This window comes from Apilactobacillus ozensis DSM 23829 = JCM 17196, assembly GCF_001435995.1.
GTDB classification, from domain to species: Bacteria; Bacillota; Bacilli; order Lactobacillales; family Lactobacillaceae; genus Apilactobacillus; species Apilactobacillus ozensis.
This window is the reverse complement of record NZ_AYYQ01000035.1, coordinates 30,325-55,905: the sequence shown is the minus strand read 5'-3', so window position 1 is coordinate 55,905 and position 25,581 is coordinate 30,325. Positions and strand designations below refer to the sequence as shown.

Here is a 25,581-nt window from a genome sequence, read left to right as displayed (position 1 = left end):
TATACATATGTCAAAAAAAACATATGTAAGGATGGTTATATGATTAATTATTGGTTATTAGCTCTAACTTTTTTAAGCGTAAACTTAGACTTCTTTTTCATGCTTATTTTTCTAGTAAAAAAATATAATTTAAGACAATCAATTATTGGATATATTATAGGTGTAACAGTCATACTTACGCTAAGTTTTATTATTGGGCAAACTCTCGCCTACTTTATTCCTGAATGGATGATGGGTATTTTAGGTTTACTACCCATCTACATGGCTTTAAAAGATGATGACGATGAGGATAACGTCTCTAGTCATAAATCACCTATTTTAAGTTTTGTAATTACTTATTTATCAGTGTGCGCTGGTTGCAACCTATCAATTTTTTTACCAGTATTAATCGGTATATCGTTAAAGCAATTCATAATTATATTAATTTTTATAAATACACTAACAATTGTAGTTACAATCATCGTTAAATTTATCGCCGACATTAGATTAGTTAATAAGGTTATGCAAAAATATGGTGAAAAACTAATGAAGATTTGTTATATATTAGTGGGATTATATGTACTGTGGGATAGTGGATTAATTGAACATCTGATAAAATTGTTGTAAGGAGTTGATATCTTGCAATCAATTAATCCAATCGATAGTAAACATTTAACTGAAATGTCTGAAATAATTAAACTATTGAATAATCCTAAACGTGTACAGATGTTATTCATCTTAGAACAAGCTTCACTAAGTGTAAAAGAAATTTGTGAAGTGCTAAATCTTGATCAACCTACCGCATCACATAACTTAGCCATGTTGCGAAAGCATCAATTAGTATCCGCTAAAAGGGTTGGAAAATACAACCACTATATACTTAATGACCCCCACATTTTAGATATTATCAACGAAACATTTTCACATGCTGACCATGTTTTACGTGGTAAAAAACACGGAGAATAATTTAAAAAATCTAACATTTTCGTTGTAAAAATAACGGATAATGTTATTATTGTACTTAGTTAAATAATATAGTTTAAAACATGAAATAGGATAGGTAAAAAATAATTAATTAACAGCGAGCTAAGGTCGGTGTAAGCTTAGTAACCCTGATTATTTTTTATAACCCCTATTTGTCTTTATTCTGAAATTTAGTAGGAATAGACGTTTTTCATAGCGTTATCATGATTGAGTGGCTCTTTTATTTAAGAGTATTTTAGGTGGTACCGCGGAATAGACCTTTCGTCCTTATATTTATTGGATGAAGGGTCTTTTTTAAACTAAATTTAAATTGGAAAGGTATGTATATTTAATGGAAAAATTTACAATTAAAGATTTATATGCAAAACCTACAGAATTTGCTGATAAGCAAGTTGAAATTGAAGGTTGGATCAAAACTAGTCGTGGATCCAAAAAAATATGCTTTATCGAAGCTAATGACGGTAGCTTTTTAAAAAATGCTCAAATTATCGTTAAAAACGACAACCCTGATTTTGATGAAATTAGAAAATGGCCAATTGCATCAACTATTCGTGTAAACGGAACTTTTGTAAGCACTCCCGATGCTCCACAACCATTCGAAATTCACGCATCTAAAATAACTTTAGAAGGTCATTCAAACAGTGACTTCCCATTACAAAAGAAAGAACAATCATATGAATACTTAAGAACTTTAGCACACTTGCGTCCCCGTACTAACACTTTCTACTCTGTATTCAAGGTTCGTTCAATGGCTGCCTTTGCAGTTCATCAATATTTACAATCACGTGATTTTACCTATGTAAACACTCCTATCATTACCAGTAGTGATGCTGAAGGTGCTGGTGAAACTTTCCGTGTTACTACCATGGATATGAACAACTTACCTAAGACTGAAGATGGTAAAGTTGATGATTCAAAAGACTTCTTTAGAGAAAAAGCTAACTTAACGGTTAGTGGTCAATTATCAGTAGAAGCATACGCCCTAGCATTACGTAATGTATATACTTTTGGCCCTACTTTCAGAGCTGAAAATTCACATACTGCTCGTCACGCTTCTGAATTCTGGATGATTGAACCAGAAATGGCTTTTGCTGATTTAAAGGATACTATGGAAGTTTCCGAAGGCTTAGTTAAATATGTTGTTAACTATTTGTTTGAACACGCCAAAGAAGAATTAGATTTCTTAAATAGTATTAACGAAGGCTTAATTGACCGTCTTAAGGAAACTGTAAATGAAGATTTTGCTAAGGTTACTTATACTGAAGCCATTAAGCTATTGGAAGAATCTGGTGAAAAATTTGAAGTACCTGTAAAATGGGGTATCGATTTACAATCAGAACATGAAAGATACTTATGTGAACACATTTATAACAAACCAGTCTTCCTAACTGACTACCCTCGTAATATTAAAGCCTTTTACATGCGTGATAACGATGATGGCAAGACTGTAGCCGCTGCCGATTTATTAGTTCCTGAAATCGGTGAAATGGTTGGTGGAAGTCAACGTGAAGAACGTGAAGATAAATTACGCGCTAAGATTGACGAATTCGGCTTAAATGAAGAAGAATACAACTGGTACTTAGAACTTAGAAAATATGGGGAAACTGTTCATTCTGGATTTGGAATTGGTTTTGAAAGATTAGTTATGTACGTAACTGGTATGGCTAACATTAGAGATGTCATCCCTTACCCAAGAACTCCAGGTAACGCCCCATTCTAAAATATATTTAAACAAAAAGATTATTATCCGCTGTGAGATAATAATCTTTTTTAGTCTATACAGATTTTATGATAAATCAGAGCCATCCCTAACAGAAATGTTGAAGCACACAACGTAGATATTGGAAACATGTTGAACATACTTCTAGGCAGCACGATGGCTAATAAAGGCAATGTATAAGCTGCTGGTAATTTAACTTTCCATAAGCGTAGCCATATAAAAACTAATGGCAATGTGATAACAGCCGTCCCTAACCAAGAAGCAACTAGTATATGTACAATGGTTCCAATCGTGGCGGCACCTGCTAATGATAAAACGTGTCTATAATATGAATTAAAATTATAAGTTGACTGATTAATAATTCCGAATAAAGCTACAAATACTGGTGGAATAGCTGCCATATGTGGTTGATTAAACACTAAAATTATTAAAATCCAGGCCAACGTAATTAAAATATAAAAAAACATTTTATGAAATTGCATAGAAGGAATCTCAAGCTGACTAGTATGTTCATTCATGACATAGACTCCTAACATTACTATGAAAGTTAAAGTACCTGTAACTACAATAAAAGTCCAACTATGCGCATCAATAACAAGTGGCAATAGTCCAGTTGCAAAAGATGGGGCTAAACAAGAGTTAAATATTTTTAAAATACTGATAATTAATATCACCGCTAGTAAAACTTTCCAAGCATAAAAAATTTTTAATTGATTAATTGTAAAACCAATGGCAGATGTAATGGTAGGAACAATCCAAACAAATAATGGATATTTAATCCAATCACGCTTATGATATATCCAAGTTCCAGAAGTCAGAGCCGCAATTTCGGGCAAAATTACTTCGATATTGTGAAGCAATTGTGCCATTGCCACCATTAATAAAATAAAAATAAAGCCGAGCAAATAATCACGTTTGTTTTTAGCACTTATATAAATTTTAATCTACCCCTTCACAATAAAAAGGCTACTAAATAATAGTAACCCTTACTTTAATAGAATATTTTTAGCTCTACCGGTTAGTACATATATACAAATTGCTGCTACAATCGTATCTGGAATTACATAAATACTATTGTAAGTTAAAGCATACCAAAAAATATTGATACCTTTAGGAGCATATGCATCATAGAAGGCTACTCCGGCGATAGTGTGAAATATCAAACACCCTAGTCCAGAAATTAGTGACGAAATGATTAGGTAAATTTTAACTTTACCGTTATTTTTAACACTATTAATAAATTGATGTGAGCATAATCCGCCTAATCCAATCGCCGAAAAAGCTAGAAAATAATCACACAACACTTGTAACGGTGATAGAAAAAATCCACCAAATACTAACGAAAAAATTCCTACAATTAATCCACAGACACAACCATCAACGACACCATTTTTAAGTGCAATAAATAAAATTGGTGCCATTACCAATGAGATGTTACCACCCTGCGGTAATTGTATAATTGCCACATAATGTAAAATCAACGCTAAAGAAGCCGATATTACCATTTCAGTCATTTTTTTAGTTTTAATATTGATCAAACCTTACATAAATTATTGGTTTAATTATAGCACAAGCTAAAAACGCAAATAAAAACAACTCATCAAAAATGAGTTGTTAATTTATTATGAACGAATATTGAAACCAATTTCATTTGCAATGATAGCTATTTTTAACACTGCATCTTTTTTATTTTGAAAGTTAATAGTGCTTGGCATTTTTTTAAAAGTAGCGTTAATATCAGCTTTAGCTTTCTTAGTTAACTTGTAATCAAATAATTTATATGTTTTCTTCATAAAATCGCGATAATGTTCTACTTGAGGTTCAGTAAATGAACTTGGTAGTCCATTAATAGTTTCAGAGAAACTGCTTAAACTTAATCCAACAGTTTGATAGTCTTTAACCCCACTATTAAAACCAGTATCAATGCCCTTAACTAAATGATTATATTTTTGAACATCTACATATTCATTGTGACTAGTTTTATGTACATTTTGTTTATGATGCTTAGTAGCCTTATGGTGCTTAACAACTTTATGATGTTTAGCTGCACTAACGTTTAGCGTATTCAAACTACTACTAGCAATTGGAAATAATAAGGAAAAGCCTAACAAAACAATGGAACTTTTTTTAATAAAATTATGCATAAAAAACACTCCCAATAATAATATAAAATACTTGTAATACACATAAAAGTATATCATTATAAACAGGAGTGTCAATTTAGTTTACATTGCGTTCAAACGTTCAATTCGATCACTTATAGATGGATGTGTATCGAAAATACCAGCGTGTTTAGGAGCTACAATATCGCCAATGGAAGCAGTTTTTTTAACTTTACGACCATCAATAGGGTTACCACTAATAATAGATAAAGCTTCGGCTAAAGCGACTGGGTCTTTAGTTAATTCTGCTGATGAAGCATCAGCTAAATACTCACGATTTCGTGAAATTGCAAACGTTAAAATACTAGCTAGTAAGTTCCCAATGGCTGAAATTACATACATTAATATCCAAAATATAAAACGCATGCCTGCGTTAGAATCACGATCATCATCATTACTATCCCGACTATTACCAAAGATTAATGCATAATCAGCTAGGTTAGTTGCAATACCACCCATAAAATTAATTGCACCACCAAATGCTGATGCTAAAGTTGTGACTTTCATATCACCATTTTTAATATGAGCGACCTCGTGACCAATTACAGTTGCCAACTGTTCACGATTTAAAGCATTTAACAATCCAACAGTCACAGCTAATCCAGCTTTTTCAGGTTTAATCCCAGTAGCAAAAGCATTGCATTCATCAACTTCCACGATATATAGGGCTGGTTCGGGAATTCGTGCAGCTAAACACAATTCAGTTACAATATGCTCTAAAACTGGAATTTCATTTGGTTCTAAAGGACGCGCTCCATTAGCGGACATAACCGATTGCATTGATAAGCCATTGTACATAATCAACGCATAGAAACCACTAATTACCAGTCCGATTAAGCCTCCATACAAGGTAGTATTTTGACCACCCGCATTTGAAATAACACTAAAAGCATAACCGAAAGCCGCGCCTACTGCGGTTACTAAAATTAAAAATAATCCTAACAGTACTATCGTTCGATGCTTATTACTTCTTTGTTGTTCAAACCAATTACTTTTCAATAAACTTCCTCCTAACAAAAAAGCGATGCATCAACATCGCCTTTTTGAATAGTTATTTAATGTCATCAAAATTAACATTGACGTTTTGTTTTTCTTCTGAGGTAGCCTGAATCATGGCATCTTTCTCTTTCAAATTCATCATTTTAGCAACGAAAGATGAAGGAATATTTTGTACAGCCAAGTTATAATCTGCTACACAAGAATTATAAGCACTTTGACAACTAGCAATTTGATTAGCAATAGTTGTCATAGTTTCAGATAATTGCATAAAGTTTTGATTAGTATGCAATTCTGGATAACTTTCAGCAGTAGCATTCAAAACAGTTGTTAGATTATTGCTAGCTTGTAAAGCAGCGTTATAATCTTTTTTATCAACGCCATCGAGAATTTGAGTACGATATTTAGTAACTCGTTCTAAAGTACCTCGTTCAGCATTAACTGCCCCTTTAACCGTACTGATTAGATTAGGAATTAAATCTGCACGTTTTTTTAATTGTACATCAATATCACTACCACTTTGGTTAACTTGCATGTTCAAACGTTGCAAGCGGTTATGTTCATAAACATAAAATAAAACCAAAGCCAAAACAATAATTAAAATTATCCACCACATAAACTGAGCTCCTTTTAATAGCTTTTACATAAATTATTAATGTAACAGCAACATAAGTCAATTAATTTAGCAAAATATAAGAAAAAATTACATATCTTCAACAGAAGTTTTATCATCAACTACCGCTGGTTTTCGATATACTTTATGCGTTGGAGTCATTGCATGTATGTTCAATTCATTCATTAAACGCTTTAGTCTACGGTTCCCCACATAAATGTTTTTTTCTCGAAGTGAACTTTGAATTCTTGGAACGCCATATTCTCTATTATTATTTTCCCATATTTTCTTGATAAGTGGTTTTAGTTTTTCATCTTGCTTACGAGTATCAGTTGGTTCATATTTTAACCAATCATAATAAGTGCTAGTGGGAACATTTAAGAGTTTCAAAACTGTTGTTCTGTGATAACCATTGTCCACTGACTTTTGCACTAATTTTAGTAGCTTATCAACATCGTTACTCCATTGAACACCTTTTTGTAAAACAAATTTTAATATTTCGTTTTCTGTTTCAATGTCTTTAATATGTTTTTCTAATTCATTATACCTTTTTAATGAATACGTTTTCCCATCAATAACTGCTTTTCTAGATTCATTAACCCATCTTTTAACAGTGTTGACCGAAATGTCATATTTTTCAGCTATATCGTTTACAGATTCATTTTTATTAATAGCTAAGTCTAAAATTTTATCTTTGAACTTTTTAGGGTAAATTTTAGGCATATCTTTCATCTCCTGGTGCAATTGTTTTTTATTAAATTAACTTATTTTAATTATAATAAATAATCAAATTAATGCAAAATAACAGTTGAACATTATACAGAAATACAAAGGATTAAACAAATATTTAGACTAAAAAAAGCTATCATAATTGATAGCTTTTATAAGTTTTATTAAATTAACTTAGACGACTAATTACTACTGCTGCAATAATTATCATCGCTAAACCAAGTATTGTAAACAATAATTCACGCTTATTCTTACGTTCGTGTAAAATCAATAATCCACCTAAAGTAGAAACAACCACATTCATTTGAGTAAGTGGGAACGAAGTAGCAACACCGTTAAGATTTAATGATGTTAGATAAGCTAGTGTACCTAAACCACCAAGCAATCCAATAATTAAACCACGCATCGTTGCACGTGTGAATAAATATGATTCATGATCTTTAGATTGCATAAATAGTCCTAGCACAACTCCACCTAGTCCCATACCGATTGTTTGTGGTAATAATCCAACTAAACCAGATGCATCAGGAATTTTAGGAAATACAGAACAAGCTGTGTAACCAAATGAACCCACAATCAATAGGAATAATCCTGATTTGTAGTCCATCTTAGGACGATCAACACTACCATCTCTGAAACTAGTGAAACAAGTTCCTAAAATCAATAATGCAATACTTAGGAAACCAAATAATTTTGCGGTTGGTGTTCCCCAATCTCCCCAGAAAATAACTCCGGCTAACGGAATTTCAATTAACTGTAAACCGGTAGAAATTGGCATTGCAGTTGAAACATTCATCTTAGTAAATGCTGTAAATTGCATAAGCTGAGCAATTGACCATGCAAAACCACCAATAAAGGCCCAAATAAAATCGTTAAAAGTAATAGTAGGTCTAGTAAATAAGTAAATAACAACTCCAATAATTAGTTGACCATAGCCTGTACCAACTAATTGGTTAATAGGACGACCACCTAGCTTAGTAGCTAAAATGGGACCAATTCCCCAGAGAAAAGCCGGCAATATTCCAATTAAGATATTCATAAAAAACTTCCTTTTCTAAAAAATAATATTTTAAATATTTATGTAACATGAATATATAGAATATAACATATATTAAAAAATTACATAAGAATAATTTCAATAAAGTGTGTATTTATAATTATAGGCCTTACTGTAAAAAAAGTAAAGCGCTTACATTGTTTTTTTAAATATAAAAAATTTAAGCTATTTTTAAGAAAAAAATATCATAATAAAAGTTATAAATATAACTTGGAAGTGATAAAAATGTATAAAATTAAAAAAATAGTAACTATAACCGTCATTTCAGGAATTACCATAGCATTCTCGTTAGCCAGCCTAAATAACAGCTACGTAAAGGTAAAACAAGGTCCTGCATACAACGAACAAACTGAATATGTTTGGAAATAGTTAATCTTTTTTATGAATGAAGTAACCAGAAGCTGAAGCAATAATGCTAGAAATTATATCGTCCAAAAATGTGTTTACTGTACTATGTTTGCCATGGTCTTGTGAAACATCCAATTTTTTAGCAATTCCATTTTTAGTTTGATCTAAATAACCGTAATTAGCAATTCCAGCAGTTGTAAAGTGACTAGCAATGTAAATTCCAAACAATTCATCAGTTCCAAACTGTGGCAAATCTTTTTTAATAATTGAAAGTAACGGTTCATCTAACATGTTTTTTTCAGCTAACTTATCTAACTGAATTCCTACAGCTATCGTTTGAAGAATATCTTTGTCAGATAATACCTTGTTATTTATAATTTTAACCCCATCTGAAACTTTTAAATCTTTTGAATATTTGCCTTCAAAACTACAAAATTCTTTTGCGATGTCTTCAACTGTAATTCCTTTATTTTTAAAATAGTTTAAAACATACTTTTTTAATTCTTCTTTAGGATAAGACATAAGACGATTCTCCTTAAAATTTGTAAGCATTTTAAATGATTTTATTTAAATAAGCTGATATCATTTTAGCGTAGTTATAAATAAACAACAAATTTAGGAGGAAAATTATGACTGTAAAAATTGGTATTAATGGTTTTGGACGCATTGGACGTCTAGCTTTTAAACGTATCCATGAACTAAAATCAAGTGATATTGAGGTAGCTGCTATTAACGACCTAACAACTCCTTCTATGCTTGCATATTTACTAAAATATGATTCTACTCACGGAAAATTTCCTGGTGAAGTAACTTCTAACGATAATGCTATCATTGTTGATGGAAAAGAAATTCCAGTTTACGCTGAAAAAGATGCCGCAAACATCCCATGGGTTAAAAACGATGGTGTTGATTTTGTATTAGAATGTACAGGATTTTACACATCTAAAGAAAAATCACAAGCCCATTTGGATGCTGGTGCAAAAAGAGTTTTAATCTCCGCTCCCGCTGGCGACATTAAAACAGTAGTACCTGGTGTAAACTTAGATACATTAGATGCTAGTGATAAAATTGTATCTGCTGGTTCATGTACTACTGGAAGTATTGCACCTTCTGCATATTTCTTGAACAAGGATTTTGGAATAAAAGTTGGTACTATGACTACAATTCATGCCTTTACTTCTACTCAAGCTATCTTAGATGGCCCTAGAGGTAAGAAATTTAGAAATAACCGTACGGCTTCAACTAACACAATTCCACACTCAACTGGTGCTGCTAAAGCATTGGGATTAGTAATTCCTGAATTAAATGGAAAATTAAATGGAGTTGCTCAACGTGTGGGCGTTGTTGATGGTTCATTGACAGAACTAACTGCAATTGTCGAAAAGAAAAACGTAACTGCAGATGAAATTAATGACGCTATGAAAAAGCATACTGAAAACAACCCTGCTTTTGGTTGGAACGACGAACCTATTGTTTCATCAGACATCATTGGTGATACTCACGGTTCAGTATTTGATGCTACTCAAACTGACGTTACAACTTTTGGCGATGATCAATTAGTTAAAGTATGGACATGGTACGATAATGAATGGGGCTTTACATGCAACATGGTTCGCACCTTATTACACTTTGCTAAACTATAAGATTAATAATAAAAAGTCTACGATTTCACAATCGTAGACTTTTTTAATTTATAAATCATGATGTTTTCGCAAATACATTAGCATTACAACAATTATCACGATTGTAATTATAATTGTAAATATCCAAGAGAACCAACTATTAGCAAATGGTAAGCCAACGTTCATACCATAAAAACCGGATATGATTGGTGGAATTGCTAACACTAAAGACCAAATCGTTAAAACTTTCATTGTTTGATTTAGATTACTGTTAATGATATTGCCATAAGTTTCTTCAATTTGACCTACTATATCATTCAAAACATCGAACATGTATTGACACTCGTTATATTCAACTGTAACATCCTCAATCTTTTGTTTTTCCTGCGAAGTAAAGCTAATTGGAGTCGAAGGATTAGAACCCGTATTTTCCAATTGATGAATTGCTAATAAATTAGCAGCCGTAGCTGATTTTAAATATACTAAATCATTTTTTAAATTTGAAACTTCTTGTAGTTTTTTATTATTTACACTTCTATTTTTAGATTGTAGCTTTTCAGCTTGAGCATTGATATTATCAATTTTAGCAAAATAAGGATTACTAATTTCAACTAAGAAGTCAAAAATCAAATCAAATTTAGTACATTCACCTTCGTCAGAAATTTTATTAAAACTCTTGTTATTTTTAGTTACAATTAGATTGTCTTTAATAACTACTACTGCTGGTGAAGTTTTTACCTTGTCAATTTTCTTACTACGTAAAGCTCGCATAATTAAAATGGAGTAGTCTTTAAAATCATCATACTCAAAGCGAGAATGCTCATGCTTATCCAACATATATCCTTTAATATTTCTAGGCAGCTTATATTTTTGAATAACGTTTGTAATTTCTGTAGCATCTGTTTTATAGAGTTCAACCCAAATAGCATCTTTTAAGCTATGTATCTTTAACATATATTTCTTTCCCTTCTAAAAATTAAAATGGAGTGTTTGTTTTGAAAAATGGTGATTTATTATTTTTTCGAAAAGATAGTAATCAACTATCTAAGGCCATTGTAAACAGTACTAGTCATAATAAAGCAATACAGTACGACCATGTTGCCATAATTATTTATAACGGTAAAATTCCTTATGTTTACGAAGCGTGTCCAAAATATGGCGTTCGTAAAACTAGTTTTATAAACTTTACCAAAGATATTAATAGTAACATTGATTTATATCGATTGAAAACTACTTTTAATACTCAAAAATTATACAAAGAGGCAGAAAGTTATTTAGGATTGCCCTATAACCATTCTTTCAGTCCGGATGAGCCTGGATTTTATTGTGCCGATTTCATATATGAATCCTTTGAACACCGCTTTTTTCATTTAATACCTATGCAATTTGGCCCAAATCACACTATTGATAATTATTGGAAAAAATATTATCGAAAAATTGGTAAGAAAATTCCACTCAATAAACCCGGTTTAAATCCAAATGATATGATTAAACAAGGTTCATTAAATTTGATTAAAGCCAATTTCATGATTGAAAAAGTTGATTAAAATATTTAGAAAAATAGTTGTTACGCGAATAAACTAAGTTCATAGTTCTAAAAATATCCAAGCCAGTTAAATTAATTTCCCGTAGATTCCCATTAGCTAACTCTTTGCTAGCTAATGATTCATACATAAAAGAAATACCAACATCGTTTTTAACTAGTTCAATAATTCCCGTAGGTTCATTAAAACTAATTAATTTGTTAAAGTCATTGAAACTTAAGTTGAGTGATTTAAGCCAGTTATAAAGAATACACCTAGTTCCGGAACCTTTTTCTCTTAGTATCAGGGTTTGATTTAATAACTGACTAATGTTTACTTCATGTAACTGAGTTAATCGGTTGTTGGCATTAGCTACACAAATAAAACGTTCCTTTTGCATCGAATGATAGCTGTAATTATTTTTATTAAAATTACCTTCCAAAATAGCAAAATCTAACTTCCCATTATCAATCATATTCAAAATTTTTTCAGTATTAGTAACTACACAATTTATTTTGTCAAAGTTATTGGAAAAGTCTTCAATCACTTTTGGAACCATAAATATTGCTACTGATTTCGTAGCACCGAAAACAATTTCCTTTTGTAAATCCGGATTTTTTAAATAGTTAATAAACTCTGCTTGCTGATTGGTAATATTATTGACAAAGCTAGCTAACTTTTCACCTCGTTCAGTAATTTTCAAATGTGGTTGATGATATTCAACCAACTTCAGCTGTAGTTCTTTTTCCAGACTTTTAACTTGCTGTGTCACTGCTGGTTGTGTGATAAACAGTTTTTTAGCTGTTTTAGTGTAAGATTTAGTTTTAGTCAGAATTAAAAAGGTAATATATCGTTGATCAATCATTTCATTCTCCATAAGTAAATTTTATAGCTAAATTAATAATAATAATTTTATTTTATAACATTACCTTCATATAATAAAATATATATTCAATGAAAGGATGTTTCAATTTGAAAATTTTATCAACTAGTAAATTTTGGTTAGCAATTATTATTACATTAATTTGTACCATGATTGGTACTTATTTAGCTAATTTACCCTATTTAAATATCATTGGTTCATTAGTGTTATCACTAATTTTTGGAATGTTACTGCAAGTACAACCCAAAATGACCAAATCCATCAAAAAAGAAGTTGGCTTTATATCCAATAAGTTTTTACGTTTAGGAATTATTTTATTAGGCTTCAAGTTAAATCTAAACGCCCTAATGTCATCTGGAATTAAAACCATTTTACTTGCCATTGTAGTTGTCACTGGAACCATTACTGGAACCTATTTATTAAACCGTAAATTCGGGGTCGATAAAGAATTAGCTATTTTAACTGCTAGTGGGACCGGTATTTGTGGAGCAGCTGCAGTTATGGGAATTTCGCCTCAAATTAAAGTTTCTCCTGAAAAGCAGGCCCAAAAAGAAGAGGACCAAGTTTTAGCTGTTGCTATCGTAGCTATCATGGGAACTATTTTTACACTTATCGAAATAATGTTAAAACCATTACTACATATGGATGCAACCCAATTTGGAGTGGTTGCTGGTGGTTCACTTCATGAAATCGCCCATGCTGTAGCTACTGGTAGTACTGCAGGTGCAATTGGTTTAAACATTGCAATTATCACTAAGCTTTCGCGTGTGTTGATGTTAGCCCCGGCCGCTCTTATTATTGGTATTTGGTACCAAAAAAGTAGTCAAACTAACAATAGCAACACTCGTGGCAAGCTCCCTATTCCTTGGTTTATGGGTGGATTTATTTTAGCTAGTATCATCGGTTCATTCGTTCCTATGAGTGCTAGTTTACTTAACTTATTAGTTAAAGCTGCCTATATTTTCTTAGGTATGGCCATGGCTGCATTGGGAATTAGTGTAAACTTTAGAGTTATTCTAAATCGTGGTAAAAAACCAATTTTAGCTGCATTTATAAGTTCCATTATTTTACTAACATTTGTGATTATTGTAAGTAAATTATTCTTTTAACAAAAAAAGATGAACCTAATTATTATAGGCTCATCTTTTTTATTAATTTTAACCCTTACCCTCTTCAAATTCTGGGTATAGAGTCATTCCACCATCAACATAGATAGTATCTCCAGTTACATAAGATGATTCATTTGAAGCCAACCAAGCAGCAACTGCGGCAACTTCTGAAGGTTTACCAATTCGATCCATTGGAACTAACTTAGTAGTTTGCTCATATTGTTCAGGATCAGCAAACTTTTCAGCATTAATCGGCGTGTTAATAGCTCCTGGCGCAATACAGTTTACTCGAATATTCTTTTTAGCATATTCTAAGGCAACGGTTTCACTAAACATTTTCACGCCACCCTTAGAAGCTGCATAGTGTGAAAATGTTGGCCAAGGAATTGTATCATGTACTGATGACATGTTAATAATATTTCCATGACGACTGTTATCTAAGAAGTAATTTAGAGCTGCTTTAGTACCTAGAAAAGCACCAGTTAGGTTAACAGCAATAACTTTTTGCCAATCTTCTAATGCCATTTCATGTGTATGTACTTTATTTTCCATACCAGCATTATTAATCCATAAGTCTAGTTCACCAAAGTTAGAAACCGCAGCTTCAACTAAATCTTTAACATCGCTTTCAGAGGAAATGTCAGCTTGCACGGCAACTGCATCCCCACCATTATCTTTAATTAGTTCAACTGCTTTTTGTGCACCTTTAGCATCGGAATTATAGTTAAAAACTAACTTCATATGTTCTTTAGCTAATCGAATTGCAATTGCTTGACCGATACCCTTAGAAGCACCAGTTACAACTGCGACTTTACCATTTAAGTCTGAATACATAAAATTGTACCTCCTAATAAAATTAGCTCTTAGACCTAATATATAAGTCTAGTAATTTAAATTATAGAATAAAAAATTATTATAAACAAAAATAATAACAAAAAGTTTAAAAAAGAAAATAAAACTATAAACTTTTTAGCATCTTTTTTACTATAAATAGTTACTTGCTTTAAAGCTAAAAGATTAGCTAAAGAAGCAACCATAGTCCCTAATCCACCCACACTAACTCCATAGTAAATAGCAGGCATATATGTGCTAAATTTAGCAATCAATACTGAAGCCGGAACATTACTAATAATTTGACTAGTTAAAGCACTAAGTATAAACACGCTTCTTTGATTAGTTGCTAAACCAGAAATAAAGCTGTTAATAATCACCGACCGACTAAAAATTCCCACAATTAGGAAAAAGCCAATGAAGGATAATAAAAGCCCATAATCAATACGATAAATTATTTTATAATTAAAAATACATCCAATTAATATGGTAATTATTAATGTAATCACCACATTAATTATGCTAAATATTCCTAGTAAGACTATTACCATAAGTGCAACTGCTATAAAAACATTTACAGGTTTAAGATAAATGTCACTATGCTTATCGCTATTAAATATTGTTTTACTTTCAGCAAAAAAACTTAAACATAAGATAAAAGCAAACCCTATAATTCCAAAAATATAACTATATTTAAAAAATTCAACTACATTAACATAATAATTAGAAACTAAAAATATATTTTGCGGATTACCAATCGGAGTAACCGAACTTCCTAGATTTGCTGCAATGGTTAGCAATGTTAGCGGATAAGCCTTTTTCAAATGATACTGGTTAGCAATTTTTATAAACAATGGAATTAAAGCTAAAATTAAAACATCATTTGTAAAAAACATAGATGCAAAATAGTCGAACAAGACTAACATAATAATGATTATTCGTGAATTATTAGATTTCATAGTAATAAGATTACTGAAATAATCTAAAATATGCATCTCGCTAATTAAAGCCACAAAAGCCATTAACATCATCAAAGAAAAAATAGTATTCCAATTAACATCATTTAAACTTGGCTTGCCAACTAAAGCAGTACTGATTAAAAATATTACGAGTACTACTATTAAAATTGGATCTTTTAAAATCTTAATTTTTACACCTCCCCAATATTATATAACCTATAATATGTACATTTTTACAAAGTGAATTTATAATATTTTATTATTAATGCTTAAATAAACTGATTAAGGGTTGAATTTTTTTAAGAAAAGTTTAAGATTGACCTTTGAGTAATTTTATAAACATGTATTTGGAGGATTTAGTATGAAGGCTAAATTTGAAAAAATTTCTTTAGCAGGAATGTTAATTGCTTTAGGAATAGTATACGGTGATATTGGAACATCACCACTTTACGTTATGAATGCCATTATTGGTGATGTTGGAAGTATGTCTAACGTAACGCCCGATTACATAATTGGATCAATTTCGTTAATTTTTTGGACGTTAATGATTATTACAACTGTTAAGTATGTTTTAATCACGATGAAAGCCGACAACAATCATGAAGGTGGCATCTTTGCTTTATATGCTTTAGTTAGAAAGAATGCCAAATGGTTAGTTTGGCCTGCTTTGATTGGTGGAGCAGCTCTACTAGCAGATGGAACTTTGACTCCAGCAGTGACTGTAACTTCAGCAATTGAAGGTTTAAAGGGTCAATCAATTGGGTTTATTCATTTTAGTAATTCTCAAACGAATGTTTTGATTATTACATCTTGTGTCCTTTTGGTATTATTTTTAATCCAAAGATTTGGAACTGGTATCATTGGAAATTCATTTGGTCCTGTAATGCTAGTTTGGTTTAGTTTTTTAGCAATTGTAGGAATTATTAATTTATTACAATATCCTGCTGTTCTAAAAGCATTTTCACCATATTATGCAATCGAAATATTGTTTAGTCCCGCTAATAAAGTTGGAATTTTCATTCTAGGAAGTATTTTCTTAGCCACTACCGGTGCTGAAGCTTTATATTCTGATATGGGACATGTTGGTAAGAAAAACATCTACGGAACTTGGCCATTTGTATACAGTGCATTAATTCTAAATTATTTAGGTCAAGGTGCCTGGATTATTAAAAATGCACATAATCCACAATACGCTGGATTACATAATACAAATCCTTTCTATGATATGTTGCCAGGCCATTGGCGTATTTTTGCAATTGCCCTAGCAGCCTTAGCCGCTATCATTGCTTCACAAGCTTTAATTACTGGTTCATTTACTTTGGTAGATGAAGCAATCGGTTTGAAATTCTTACCTAGAATGATTGTTCATCATCCTAGTAATGTTAGAAGCCAAATCTACATTTCAACTGTTAACTGGTTTTTATGTATAGTTACTTTTATGGTAGTTTGGCTATTCCGAAGTTCCCAACACATGGAAGCTGCTTACGGTTTAGCTATTACCGTAACGATGTTAATGACAACTGTGCTATTGTTTGAATATATGTCTACTAAAATTAAACGTTGGTTAGCATTTGTTATTGCACTATTCTTTGCTGCAATTGAAGTTGTCTTTTTAATTGCTAGTTTAGTAAAATTCGTACACGGTGGCTACGTAACATTATTTATTATGTTTGGCATCTTATACGTTATGATAATTTGGTATTTTGGTAATAAGCGTCGTGATCATTATGAAAAAGAAAGTGAATATGTTTCTCTTTTAGATTATCGTGACCAATTATCTGAATTGAGTGCTGACGATTCCATTCCATTATATACTTCTAACTTGGTTTACATGACTAAGGTTAAGAATAATTATGAAATAAAACGTAGTACAATGTACTCTATTTTAGATAAGGAACCAAAACGTGCAAAAGTCTACTGGTTCGTTACGGTTAATGAAACTAATAACCCTTATGAAAGTAACTACACAGCAGACTTATTAGAAACTAAAAACATTGTAGATGTTCAGCTATATTTAGGATTTAGAAAACAACAAAGTGTAAGTATTTATTTACACCAAATTGTTAACTATTTAATTGAACAAGGCGTGGTTGATCCGCAAAAACAACATTACACATCTATGAAACATCGTGGAAATGTTGGTGACTTTAAGTTTGTTATCATTAACGAACGCCCTTCTGATTTAGCATTAAACACTGAAATTAGTGCTTTTGATAGACAACTTATCAGTGGTAGAATTTTTCTACAAAACATCACAGCTTCGCCAATTTCTTGGTATGGTCTTGAATTTAGTAGTGTACTAGAAGAATCATCACCATTGTTCATTACAATGCAACATGATCAATATCTAGTCCAAAGAAAGATATTCCATTCAATTCACTCAAGAAAGAAACGACGTTAAAATAGAAAATGGAACTGACTTAAATGTCAGTTCCATTTTTTTATACAATGTTCATTAAACAAAATATCAAAACCATTAAGTAAACAATTGCTAATATTTTTCGATATAATAAACTTTGTTTTTGTCTATGACTATACCAATAATAAAAATAGATTGGTGACATCATTAAACTAATCATCCCTAGTAACAATATTCCGACCAGATACAACGGACGACTGTGTGGTAAATTTCCTATTGAACTAATGATGAAAATAGCCGGAAAAACCACTAATATAATATTTAAGAATATTTCTTTAAAAAACATCCGATTATTCATGATGACTTAACCTCTTTTTCCAAACAATACTTTGTCTCAATATAAACGGTGATAAAAATGTAGTAATTACAATTGCTGCAATAATAACTGAATAATAGTTTTCTGATATTAAATTTCTACTTAAGCCAATTTGTGCGATGATTAAAGCTACCTCACCTCTCGAAACCATTCCAGAACCAACTATTGCTGAACTGTCTAATGAAAAACCACTTAACTTTGCACCTAATCCAGCTCCAAATAGTTTAGTAAAAATGGATAAAATAGTTATTGTCGTTAATAGCAATAGTTGGCTAAGCATTCCACTAAACTGTAAGCTCAAACCAATACTAACAAAAAATACTGGAATAAATAGTGAATATCCAATCGTTTCAGTATTACGACGAATTTTCTTCTTAAAAACAGTTTGTGAAATAGCAATTCCAGCAAAGAAAGCGCCCGTAATTGAACTTAAATCACATAACTCAGCTAAATAAGCAGCAAAGAAACAAATTACCAGTGATAATACCGTTAAATTAATTCTAAAATAATATGCAAATGATAATAATAATTTAGCACCAAATTTTATAAAAATTAAAACTAAAGCAAAAAATAAAATTTGTAGAAAAATTACCATTAAAATATTACTACTTCCACTACTCTGTGTACCTAAAAAGAAACTGGCAAAACTAAGCAATAGAATAGCAATAACATCATCAGCCACTGCTGCACCTAAAATAGTAATCCCTTCCTTACTATTCAACTTACCCATTTCTTTTAAAACTTCTACTGAAATGGAAACTGATGTAGCTGCAAAAATCACACTGACAAACATACTATCTTTAATAGTTAATCCATGATAATAACTAGCTAAATACATCCCAATCAATGGAAAAACAACTCCAAAAATAGCCACTAGCATACTAGGCTTAAAGTACTTTTTAAGTAACGATAAATTACTTTCTAGCCCTGCTATAAACATTAACAAGATAACTCCAATTTCAGAAAATGTACTAATAAATTCAGATTGCCTAATTATATTAAAAAAAGCTGGGCCAAAGATAATTCCAATAAACATTTGACCGATAACTACCGGCATCTGAATTTTTCTACATAAATAATTAGAAATCAGACTTAAAAACAATATAAAAGTTAGTATTGATAAATAGTGCATGTAATCCTCCTTAAATACAAAACAAAAAAAGCTACTACTAATCCACCGTTCCCGCCAACCCAAAACGAGAACAGATTCTTGAAAAGTAGTAACTTTCAACCAAATTTATATATATACTTAATATTATATCATACTATTCAACTTTTTGAATCCAACCTTCTGGAGCTTCTACATCACCAAATTGGATTCCTGTTAATAAATCATAAAGCTTTTTAGTCAATGGACCAACTTCAGTTTCACTATAAAATACGTGGAAGTCATCACCATGTTGAATTCCACCGATTGGCGAAATAACTGCCGCAGTACCACAAGCACCTGCTTCTTTAAATTTATCTAAATCATCAATGTAAACATCAGATTGCTCTGCCTTTAAATTTAATCGATGTTCAGCCAACCATAGTAATGAATACTTAGTAATACTTGGTAATATTGATGGTGAATCAGGTGTAATGAAACGATTATCTTTAGTAATTCCAAAGAAGTTTGCTGAACCAACTTCTTCAATTTTCTTATGAGTTAATGGATCTAAATATAAAACATCTGAAAATCCGTTTTTGTGTGCATTATCACCCGGTAATAAACTAGCAGCATAGTTTCCACCAACTTTACTTTGACCAGTACCCATATGTGCAGCTCGGTCATATTCAGAAGTTACAAAGTTTGTAGGAGTTAGACCCCCTTTGAAGTAATTGCCAACTGGCATCGCAAAAACTGTAAATAAATATTCATCTGAAGGATGTACGCCAATAGTTGGTCCTAATCCAATCATTAATGGACGAATATATAAGCTTCCACCTGTTCCATATGGTGGAACAAAATCAGCGTTAGCTTTAACTACTTTCTTAACTGCTTCAACAAATTTATCTTCTGGATATGGTGGCATTAATAATCTTTCACAACTGTTATGCATTCGATGAGCATTTTGGTCTGGTCTAAATAACTGAATACTCCCATCTTTAGTGCGGTAAGCTTTCATACCTTCAAAATCAGCTTGACCATAGTGTAAAACAGTCGCCGCTTCATTCATATTTATAGTGCTATCTTCAGTCATTTCGCCATCTTGCCATTCGCCATCTTTATAAAGGGCCTTAAATCGATAAGGTAAATCCATGTAAGCGAAACTTAAATTTTTCCAATCTATATTTTTTGCATCAGCTTTACTCATATAAACATCATCTTTTCTTAATATTATTTTAATCAAATTCTAACAAACAACTTATAAATAGTCAAAACATAATTGTGATTTTTTTTAATATCAGTTATAATAAGATGTACATACATTAGGAATTACTCAATTCTACCGAATGGTCTTAATTTATTAGTTTATTGCTATTATTTTTTGGAAAAGAGTTCGGACACATAAAAAAAGGAGCATGCATTTAACCAGCATGTTCCTTTTTTGTTTATTAAATTAGTTATTTGAAAATGAATTAGCGTTGGCCCAGTAATTATGTCCATCAATAGAAACTTTATACCAAGTACTTTGATTTCCATTGATATCTTTTACTGTTGCTTTTTGAACCGTATTAACTGCATGGCCCAATAAACTATAGTTACTCATTTTTTCATTTGATAGATGACTAGAATTTGGAATGTTATCATATAATTTACTTTCTATACCATTAAAAGTCATTGATTCACTACTGTTACTATATTGAACCGAATTAAAAGTTAAAGCCTTTTCAGGAACCCAATAAGTCTTAGCATTACTATTATTAGCAAATTTTATTCGATACCAAACACTATGGTTCTTATTGTGAACAGCTCGATTATTAACGTAAACTAATTGTTCAGCCTTAACACCTAGCTTTTTCCATTTATAACTAGTAGTTTTGTATCCAGCATTTTTGACATGATTATAAATTCCATATTTAGAATAGTTATAACTTAATTTAGCGACATCCTTACCTGAGCCATCGTTATAAGTAACTCCATTAACAACATTGCTGCTATTAGAAGAAATAGCTTTATCTTCCACTGGATTACTATTACCCTGATTTACATCAGAATTAGAGCTATTAGAACTACTATTGTTGCCATTTGAATTATTAGTAGTTGTTTTATTAGAATGCTTATTGTAATAATGTTTTACTAAACTAAAGAATTCAGACATAGTATAAGCCTTGCCAAAAAACTTTTTACCATTACTTTTATAATAACCAATTGGATCAGTATGATTAGATCCACCTAGATGTTTAGCAACTGATTTGTGTGACCAGACAGTTCCTTTACCAGTATTTTCGGCGCTAACAGCTGGCAAATTATACTTATGCAATAAATAGGCAGTGTAATAAGCGGAATTATTTACTTCCTTAGCAAACGCCTTTTTACTATGAACTTCAATTTGCTCAAATTGAATAAACCGAGCATTTCCAGGATATCCTACTCCCCAAGATAAATAATTAGTATTGGCTATATTAATTATTCGCTTATCGTCAACGAAGGAATGTACAAAAGCATTTCTCCAATATTTTTTCATATAAGCTATCTCACTATATATACTTGAGTGCGGGTTGGCTGTTTCATGAATAACAACTCCCTTAGGTTTTCCGCCTGAATACTTATATTTAGGAAATTTACTCCAAATATCTTCAGTTATCTTAGCAGGCTTAATGTTGTGCTTATAAATGTAACCATTTAAAGAAGCAGAATTGACAGACTTTACATTAAATATACTTAATGTAAAAAAAGAAACAGCAGCAATTAAGACAAGTACATATTTTTTACTCAAATTTTTAATCATGATAACCCTCTTATTTTAATAACTAGTCTAATTAATTTCTACATAAATAGTAACATTTAATAATTACAAACGTATTTACGAAAGATTACACTTTTTTACAAAAAACTAGCCGATATGATTTTCATCCAAAATCATTTTAACTTCATTTTGAATTTCTGGAGTCTTTTTCCAAACTTCAAATTTAGTTAAGTTTTCATCTGGCATATCAAAATTTTCATTAATATATTTTTCATAATTGTCAACATGCACAGAGTGCGGAATGTTAAGCTGTAAAATTCTTACTTGCTTAATTAAGCCTCTTTCAGCAGCTAATTCAGCTCTACCATTCTGAACCATATTACTTATTTCCATGTACTTAGTTCCATCATTGAGCGTTATTTCTTCAATCAAATCTAATTTCTCATCGTTTTTCAAGTGAATCAATCCTCCTTACAGTAAAAAAATCCGTCAGAATTAACGGATTTATTTTTTGTTTGTATTAACTTCATGTTTTTTAGCATCTTTATGATGAGCTTTCTTAATTTTAGCTTGTTTTTCCAGCTTCTTAGGTAATTTCAATTTTTTAGTTGGATGAATAATTGATTTAGGATGTTCTACAACATGTTTTAAGGTATGTCCTGAAACGTTTAATAAACAGAAGAAGATGGCTAAAAATGCTACAACCCAGGTAACTAGCTTAGTAGATAAAGACATCTTTTCACTAATAACTGAGCCAAATAAACGTTTTTTAACATTATTTTCCGCGACATGCACATCTTTAACATTTTGCTTTTCTTCATCAATCAATTCTTGTTGATACTTATTAATGTCAAATTCTTTTTGAATATCTTTTTGCTTCTTTTCGAAAGCTTTTTTATCTTTTTTCGACAATGACTTAAACCAAGCAATAAATTCACGATACTTAGTCAAAACTTCCTTAGTTGGACCAATTGATTTTAGTTTACCATAATTAATCCAAGCTACTCGGTCACACAAGAATTCAATTTGACGAAGTGAATGACTGACGAAAACAATGGTCTTGCCCTCTTTTTTAAAATCAGATATCTTATCAACACATTTTTGATAAAAAGTATCATCACCAACAGACAATGCTTCATCAATGATGAGAATGTCTGGCTTAATGTGCACGGCAATTGAAAAACCTAATCGTGATTTCATACCACTAGAATAGCTTTTAACTGGTTGATCAACAAAATCTCCAATATCAGCAAAAGCAATAATGTCTTGCATCATATCATCGATTTCTTCATTAGTTAAACCTTGCATTAAAGATTTTAATCTAATGTTTTCTCTTCCAGTTAAGTTTTTACGCAAACCGGCATTGATTGCAACAATGGATGTATCACCTTTAACATCAACCGTTCCTGTAGTTTGTGGAATAATTCCAGAGATTATATTAGAAATAGTAGACTTACCTGAACCATTAACTCCAATTAAACCTAAAGTCTCACCTGGCTTTACCTCAAATGAAACTCCCATTAAAGACCAGAAGTGAGGAACATTAGTCTTTAAAGAAAAAAATGATTTTAGCTTATCAGTTTGTGTTTTGAATAAATCGTATTCTTTGGTTACGTTTTCAACTTTTATTTTGTAATCTTTAGACATTTCAATACTTCCTATAAATTATTTCAATTTAATAATTATAAAACTAATGACTTATTATATCAAATTAATAAATAAAATCTATTGAGCAAAAGCTTGTGCTGATATCCAGTAACTTTTATTATTCAAATGAATGCGATACCAAACAGTTGCATATTTAACTCTTACACCCTTTAAGTCATAACTAACCACTTTATCAGTTAAGTTAATTCCATTCCAATTTTGTTTAAGCTCATTTTTGTTGGTACCTGGAATATGATTATATAGTTTAAATTGTTTATAGTTACTTGCTAACGTCTTAGTACCATTTTCTTGGTAGTATTTGGCGTTTTTTTCGGTACTAATCAGACCATTAGAATCAATCCAAACTTTTCCATATCCTTTTACACTAATACGATACCAAGTTGATTTCATACCGTTAATATAAAAAGCAGCTTCCATATCAGAAAAAACTTTTTTCACTTGAAAATTAACTGATGAAGCAATTTTCATAGCCATTTTATTGTAACTATAAACGTGATTATAGGTATCACGCGGATTAAATTGATCTAAAACAAAATTTTTGTTTACTTTTTTATAGTCTATTTTAGGAAATACAATAGCTTTATTATAGACCCAATATTTTTTGGTCGATTTGCCTTCATGTAAATCTAAACGATACCATATCGAATTTTTACCATTATGATTTTGCACAGCCATCAAGTCCACATTAACAATATCACCAGATTTTAAATTAGGTAGCCACTTGTATTTAACAACTTTTTTACGAGTATCTTTTACATGATTATAAAGATTATATTTATTAAAATTATTCGATAAGGTTACCGATATCTGATGACTTCCACTAAAATAAGTAGCCGTCGCTAATAAATTTTGTGTTTGCTTAGGCTTATTATTCTGCTTGTTGTTATTGTTTGGTTTGTTACCACTATTATTAGAACTATTATCACTTGGCTTGTTGGAATTTGTTGAATTATTTTGCTGATTATTAGACTGGTTGTTGCCAGAAGATGCATTTTGATTATTATCGAAAGTAAAAAGTGCATTATCGTTGATAATTTTAATTAATTTAAATGAATAATTAGGATCCGTAGCATATCCATCTTGAACTAAGTTTTGTGCCGCAATCTGATAAGTTCCAGCCACTGAACGATGAACATTACTGTACCTAGCAGTATTTAAAAAGTTAGCATAGTCTTGAAGACTCTCAGCTGGGCTAGGATACTTTCTAAAATTAGCATTGGTATTATACGCTCCACTAGAACCATACTCACTTGTATTCATACTAGTACTTTGGCCTTGATAATTCCCCTTAATACCAAAGTAATTATTTGCATTGGTGGCTAATGAACTAGTACCATAGCCACTCTCTAAAGCAGCCTGAGCCATCATAATTGATGGAAATAAGTCATTTTGGTTAGCGATACTTACAGCACTATCTTTTATACTATTAAAAAAATTAGCCTGATAAGGTTGAGCATTAGTAAAATTATTATTACTACTGTTTGATACGTTTTGATTATCATCGGCCAAAGTAACGGTGCTAGCACCAAATAGCACTAAGGCTAGCGACAAAAAAGTTAACTTCATAAAATTTTTATACATGATTTAATTAATTAACGCTCCCATTTTAAGTATAATTTCAGAGTTAAGCATACCATAATATTATTAAATTTTATTTAAAATATTCAATAATATAAAATTATCTTTTTACGCCACGGCGATTAGCACTTAAATTATTTTGTTGATTTTTAAATTTTTCCCAAGTTGCATCCTTACGTTTTTTGCTTTCTTGATTATTCTTATGTTTTTTAGTAAATTTCACAAATATTCCCTCCAAATTAAAAAGCCCTC

At 31.0% G+C, this 25,581-nt stretch carries 26 protein-coding genes, 1 pseudogene and 1 other annotated feature; of the genes and pseudogenes, 7 read left to right on the top strand and 20 right to left on the bottom strand.

Features of this window, described 5'->3' with window-relative positions:
* Positions 1 to 42 precede the first annotated feature (42 nt).
* The 3 genes from FD06_RS05735 (at position 43) to asnS (ending at position 2,683) form a co-directional block, all read left to right on the top strand.
* The gene (locus tag FD06_RS05735; protein WP_056966930.1) at positions 43 to 606 is read left to right on the top strand and encodes a cadmium resistance transporter; all 564 of its coding nucleotides are present in this window, start codon (positions 43 to 45) and stop codon (positions 604 to 606) included.
* A 54-nt stretch (positions 607 to 660) separates the two neighbouring features.
* Positions 661 to 945, top strand: a complete 285-nt coding sequence (locus tag FD06_RS05730; RefSeq protein WP_054657749.1) for an ArsR/SmtB family transcription factor — start codon at positions 661 to 663, stop codon at positions 943 to 945.
* 72 nt (positions 946 to 1,017) lie between these two features.
* Positions 1,018 to 1,235, top strand: a binding site (T-box leader).
* A gap of 59 nt (positions 1,236 to 1,294) precedes the next feature.
* On the top strand, positions 1,295 to 2,683 hold the full coding sequence (asnS, locus tag FD06_RS05725; protein ID WP_056966681.1) for an asparagine--tRNA ligase: 1,389 nt from the start codon (positions 1,295 to 1,297) through the stop codon (positions 2,681 to 2,683).
* A gap of 50 nt (positions 2,684 to 2,733) precedes the next feature.
* Here asnS and FD06_RS05720 read toward each other — a convergent pair whose 3' ends face one another.
* The 8 genes from FD06_RS05720 to FD06_RS05685 form a co-directional block, all read right to left on the bottom strand.
* A complete protein-coding gene (locus tag FD06_RS05720) occupies positions 2,734 to 3,552 on the bottom strand; it encodes a hypothetical protein (protein WP_082605315.1) in 819 nt (272 codons plus the stop codon).
* A gap of 117 nt (positions 3,553 to 3,669) precedes the next feature.
* Entirely contained in the window at positions 3,670 to 4,221 is a 552-nt protein-coding gene (gene thiT / locus FD06_RS05715; protein ID WP_082605314.1) for an energy-coupled thiamine transporter ThiT, read from the bottom strand.
* An 84-nt stretch (positions 4,222 to 4,305) separates the two neighbouring features.
* Positions 4,306 to 4,827, bottom strand: coding sequence for a hypothetical protein (locus FD06_RS05710; RefSeq protein ID WP_056966677.1), 522 nt, complete (start codon positions 4,825 to 4,827; stop codon positions 4,306 to 4,308).
* 81 nt (positions 4,828 to 4,908) lie between these two features.
* The gene (locus FD06_RS05705; RefSeq protein WP_056966674.1) at positions 4,909 to 5,844 is read right to left on the bottom strand and encodes a M48 family metalloprotease; all 936 of its coding nucleotides are present in this window, start codon (positions 5,842 to 5,844) and stop codon (positions 4,909 to 4,911) included.
* A 52-nt stretch (positions 5,845 to 5,896) separates the two neighbouring features.
* The gene (locus FD06_RS05700) at positions 5,897 to 6,457 is read right to left on the bottom strand and encodes a LemA family protein (RefSeq protein WP_056966672.1); all 561 of its coding nucleotides are present in this window, start codon (positions 6,455 to 6,457) and stop codon (positions 5,897 to 5,899) included.
* Between the two features lie 87 nt (positions 6,458 to 6,544).
* Entirely contained in the window at positions 6,545 to 7,177 is a 633-nt protein-coding gene (locus tag FD06_RS05695; RefSeq protein ID WP_054657682.1) for an IS3 family transposase, read from the bottom strand.
* A 175-nt stretch (positions 7,178 to 7,352) separates the two neighbouring features.
* Positions 7,353 to 8,222 carry a GRP family sugar transporter gene (locus tag FD06_RS05690; RefSeq protein WP_054657684.1) on the bottom strand — a complete coding sequence of 290 codons (870 nt, stop codon included), beginning with the start codon at positions 8,220 to 8,222 and terminating at the stop codon, positions 7,353 to 7,355.
* Between the two features lie 387 nt (positions 8,223 to 8,609).
* Positions 8,610 to 9,110 carry a phosphatidylglycerophosphatase A family protein gene (locus tag FD06_RS05685; protein ID WP_056966670.1) on the bottom strand — a complete coding sequence of 167 codons (501 nt, stop codon included), beginning with the start codon at positions 9,108 to 9,110 and terminating at the stop codon, positions 8,610 to 8,612.
* Between the two features lie 107 nt (positions 9,111 to 9,217).
* Here FD06_RS05685 and gap point away from each other — a divergent pair, with 107 nt between their 5' ends.
* Positions 9,218 to 10,231, top strand: a complete 1,014-nt coding sequence (gap, locus tag FD06_RS05680; protein WP_054657688.1) for a type I glyceraldehyde-3-phosphate dehydrogenase — start codon at positions 9,218 to 9,220, stop codon at positions 10,229 to 10,231.
* 48 nt (positions 10,232 to 10,279) lie between these two features.
* On the opposite strand, the gene FD06_RS05675 is transcribed toward gap, so the two are convergent.
* Positions 10,280 to 11,164 carry a magnesium transporter CorA family protein gene (locus tag FD06_RS05675; RefSeq protein WP_056966668.1) on the bottom strand — a complete coding sequence of 295 codons (885 nt, stop codon included), beginning with the start codon at positions 11,162 to 11,164 and terminating at the stop codon, positions 10,280 to 10,282.
* 41 nt (positions 11,165 to 11,205) lie between these two features.
* Here FD06_RS05675 and FD06_RS05670 point away from each other — a divergent pair, with 41 nt between their 5' ends.
* On the top strand, positions 11,206 to 11,757 hold the full coding sequence (locus FD06_RS05670) for a YiiX/YebB-like N1pC/P60 family cysteine hydrolase (RefSeq protein ID WP_056966667.1): 552 nt from the start codon (positions 11,206 to 11,208) through the stop codon (positions 11,755 to 11,757).
* On the opposite strand, the gene FD06_RS05665 is transcribed toward FD06_RS05670, so the two are convergent.
* Positions 11,735 to 12,598 (bottom strand): LysR family transcriptional regulator, encoded by an 864-nt coding sequence (locus tag FD06_RS05665; RefSeq protein WP_056966664.1) that lies wholly within the window; start codon positions 12,596 to 12,598, stop codon positions 11,735 to 11,737. The genes FD06_RS05670 and FD06_RS05665 overlap by 23 nt on opposite strands.
* 89 nt (positions 12,599 to 12,687) lie before the next feature.
* On the opposite strand from FD06_RS05665, the gene FD06_RS05660 reads away from it, so the two are divergent.
* On the top strand, positions 12,688 to 13,725 hold the full coding sequence (locus FD06_RS05660; protein WP_056966662.1) for a YeiH family protein: 1,038 nt from the start codon (positions 12,688 to 12,690) through the stop codon (positions 13,723 to 13,725).
* 48 nt (positions 13,726 to 13,773) lie between these two features.
* On the opposite strand, the gene FD06_RS05655 is transcribed toward FD06_RS05660, so the two are convergent.
* Positions 13,774 to 14,559 (bottom strand): glucose-1-dehydrogenase, encoded by a 786-nt coding sequence (locus FD06_RS05655; RefSeq protein WP_054657698.1) that lies wholly within the window; start codon positions 14,557 to 14,559, stop codon positions 13,774 to 13,776.
* A 56-nt stretch (positions 14,560 to 14,615) separates the two neighbouring features.
* Positions 14,616 to 15,677 (bottom strand): SLC13 family permease, encoded by a 1,062-nt coding sequence (locus FD06_RS05650; protein ID WP_269147741.1) that lies wholly within the window; start codon positions 15,675 to 15,677, stop codon positions 14,616 to 14,618.
* Between the two features lie 199 nt (positions 15,678 to 15,876).
* On the opposite strand from FD06_RS05650, the gene FD06_RS05645 reads away from it, so the two are divergent.
* Positions 15,877 to 17,916: a KUP/HAK/KT family potassium transporter gene (locus FD06_RS05645; protein ID WP_056966658.1), complete on the top strand. Its 2,040-nt coding sequence runs from the start codon at positions 15,877 to 15,879 to the stop codon at positions 17,914 to 17,916.
* Between the two features lie 40 nt (positions 17,917 to 17,956).
* On the opposite strand, the gene FD06_RS05640 is transcribed toward FD06_RS05645, so the two are convergent.
* The 8 genes and pseudogenes from FD06_RS05640 to FD06_RS07780 form a co-directional block, all read right to left on the bottom strand.
* The gene (locus tag FD06_RS05640) at positions 17,957 to 18,232 is read right to left on the bottom strand and encodes a hypothetical protein (RefSeq protein ID WP_056966656.1); all 276 of its coding nucleotides are present in this window, start codon (positions 18,230 to 18,232) and stop codon (positions 17,957 to 17,959) included.
* On the bottom strand, positions 18,225 to 19,382 hold the full coding sequence (locus tag FD06_RS05635) for a cation:proton antiporter (protein WP_056966654.1): 1,158 nt from the start codon (positions 19,380 to 19,382) through the stop codon (positions 18,225 to 18,227). The genes FD06_RS05640 and FD06_RS05635 overlap by 8 nt, the downstream gene beginning before the upstream one ends.
* 133 nt (positions 19,383 to 19,515) lie before the next feature.
* Positions 19,516 to 20,547 carry a branched-chain amino acid aminotransferase gene (locus tag FD06_RS05630; RefSeq protein WP_056966652.1) on the bottom strand — a complete coding sequence of 344 codons (1,032 nt, stop codon included), beginning with the start codon at positions 20,545 to 20,547 and terminating at the stop codon, positions 19,516 to 19,518.
* A 246-nt stretch (positions 20,548 to 20,793) separates the two neighbouring features.
* On the bottom strand, positions 20,794 to 22,125 hold the full coding sequence (locus FD06_RS05625; RefSeq protein ID WP_056966650.1) for a peptidoglycan recognition protein family protein: 1,332 nt from the start codon (positions 22,123 to 22,125) through the stop codon (positions 20,794 to 20,796).
* A 105-nt stretch (positions 22,126 to 22,230) separates the two neighbouring features.
* Positions 22,231 to 22,539 (bottom strand): hypothetical protein, encoded by a 309-nt coding sequence (locus FD06_RS05620; RefSeq protein ID WP_054657707.1) that lies wholly within the window; start codon positions 22,537 to 22,539, stop codon positions 22,231 to 22,233.
* 153 nt (positions 22,540 to 22,692) lie between these two features.
* Positions 22,693 to 23,730, bottom strand: a pseudogene (locus FD06_RS05615) (ABC transporter ATP-binding protein); the annotation flags it as partial.
* Positions 23,731 to 23,808: 78 nt separating this feature from the next.
* A complete protein-coding gene (locus FD06_RS05610; protein WP_162256016.1) occupies positions 23,809 to 25,302 on the bottom strand; it encodes a glycoside hydrolase family 73 protein in 1,494 nt (497 codons plus the stop codon).
* A gap of 127 nt (positions 25,303 to 25,429) precedes the next feature.
* Positions 25,430 to 25,552, bottom strand: a complete 123-nt coding sequence (locus FD06_RS07780) for a hypothetical protein (RefSeq protein ID WP_269147740.1) — start codon at positions 25,550 to 25,552, stop codon at positions 25,430 to 25,432.
* Positions 25,553 to 25,581 lie beyond the last annotated feature (29 nt).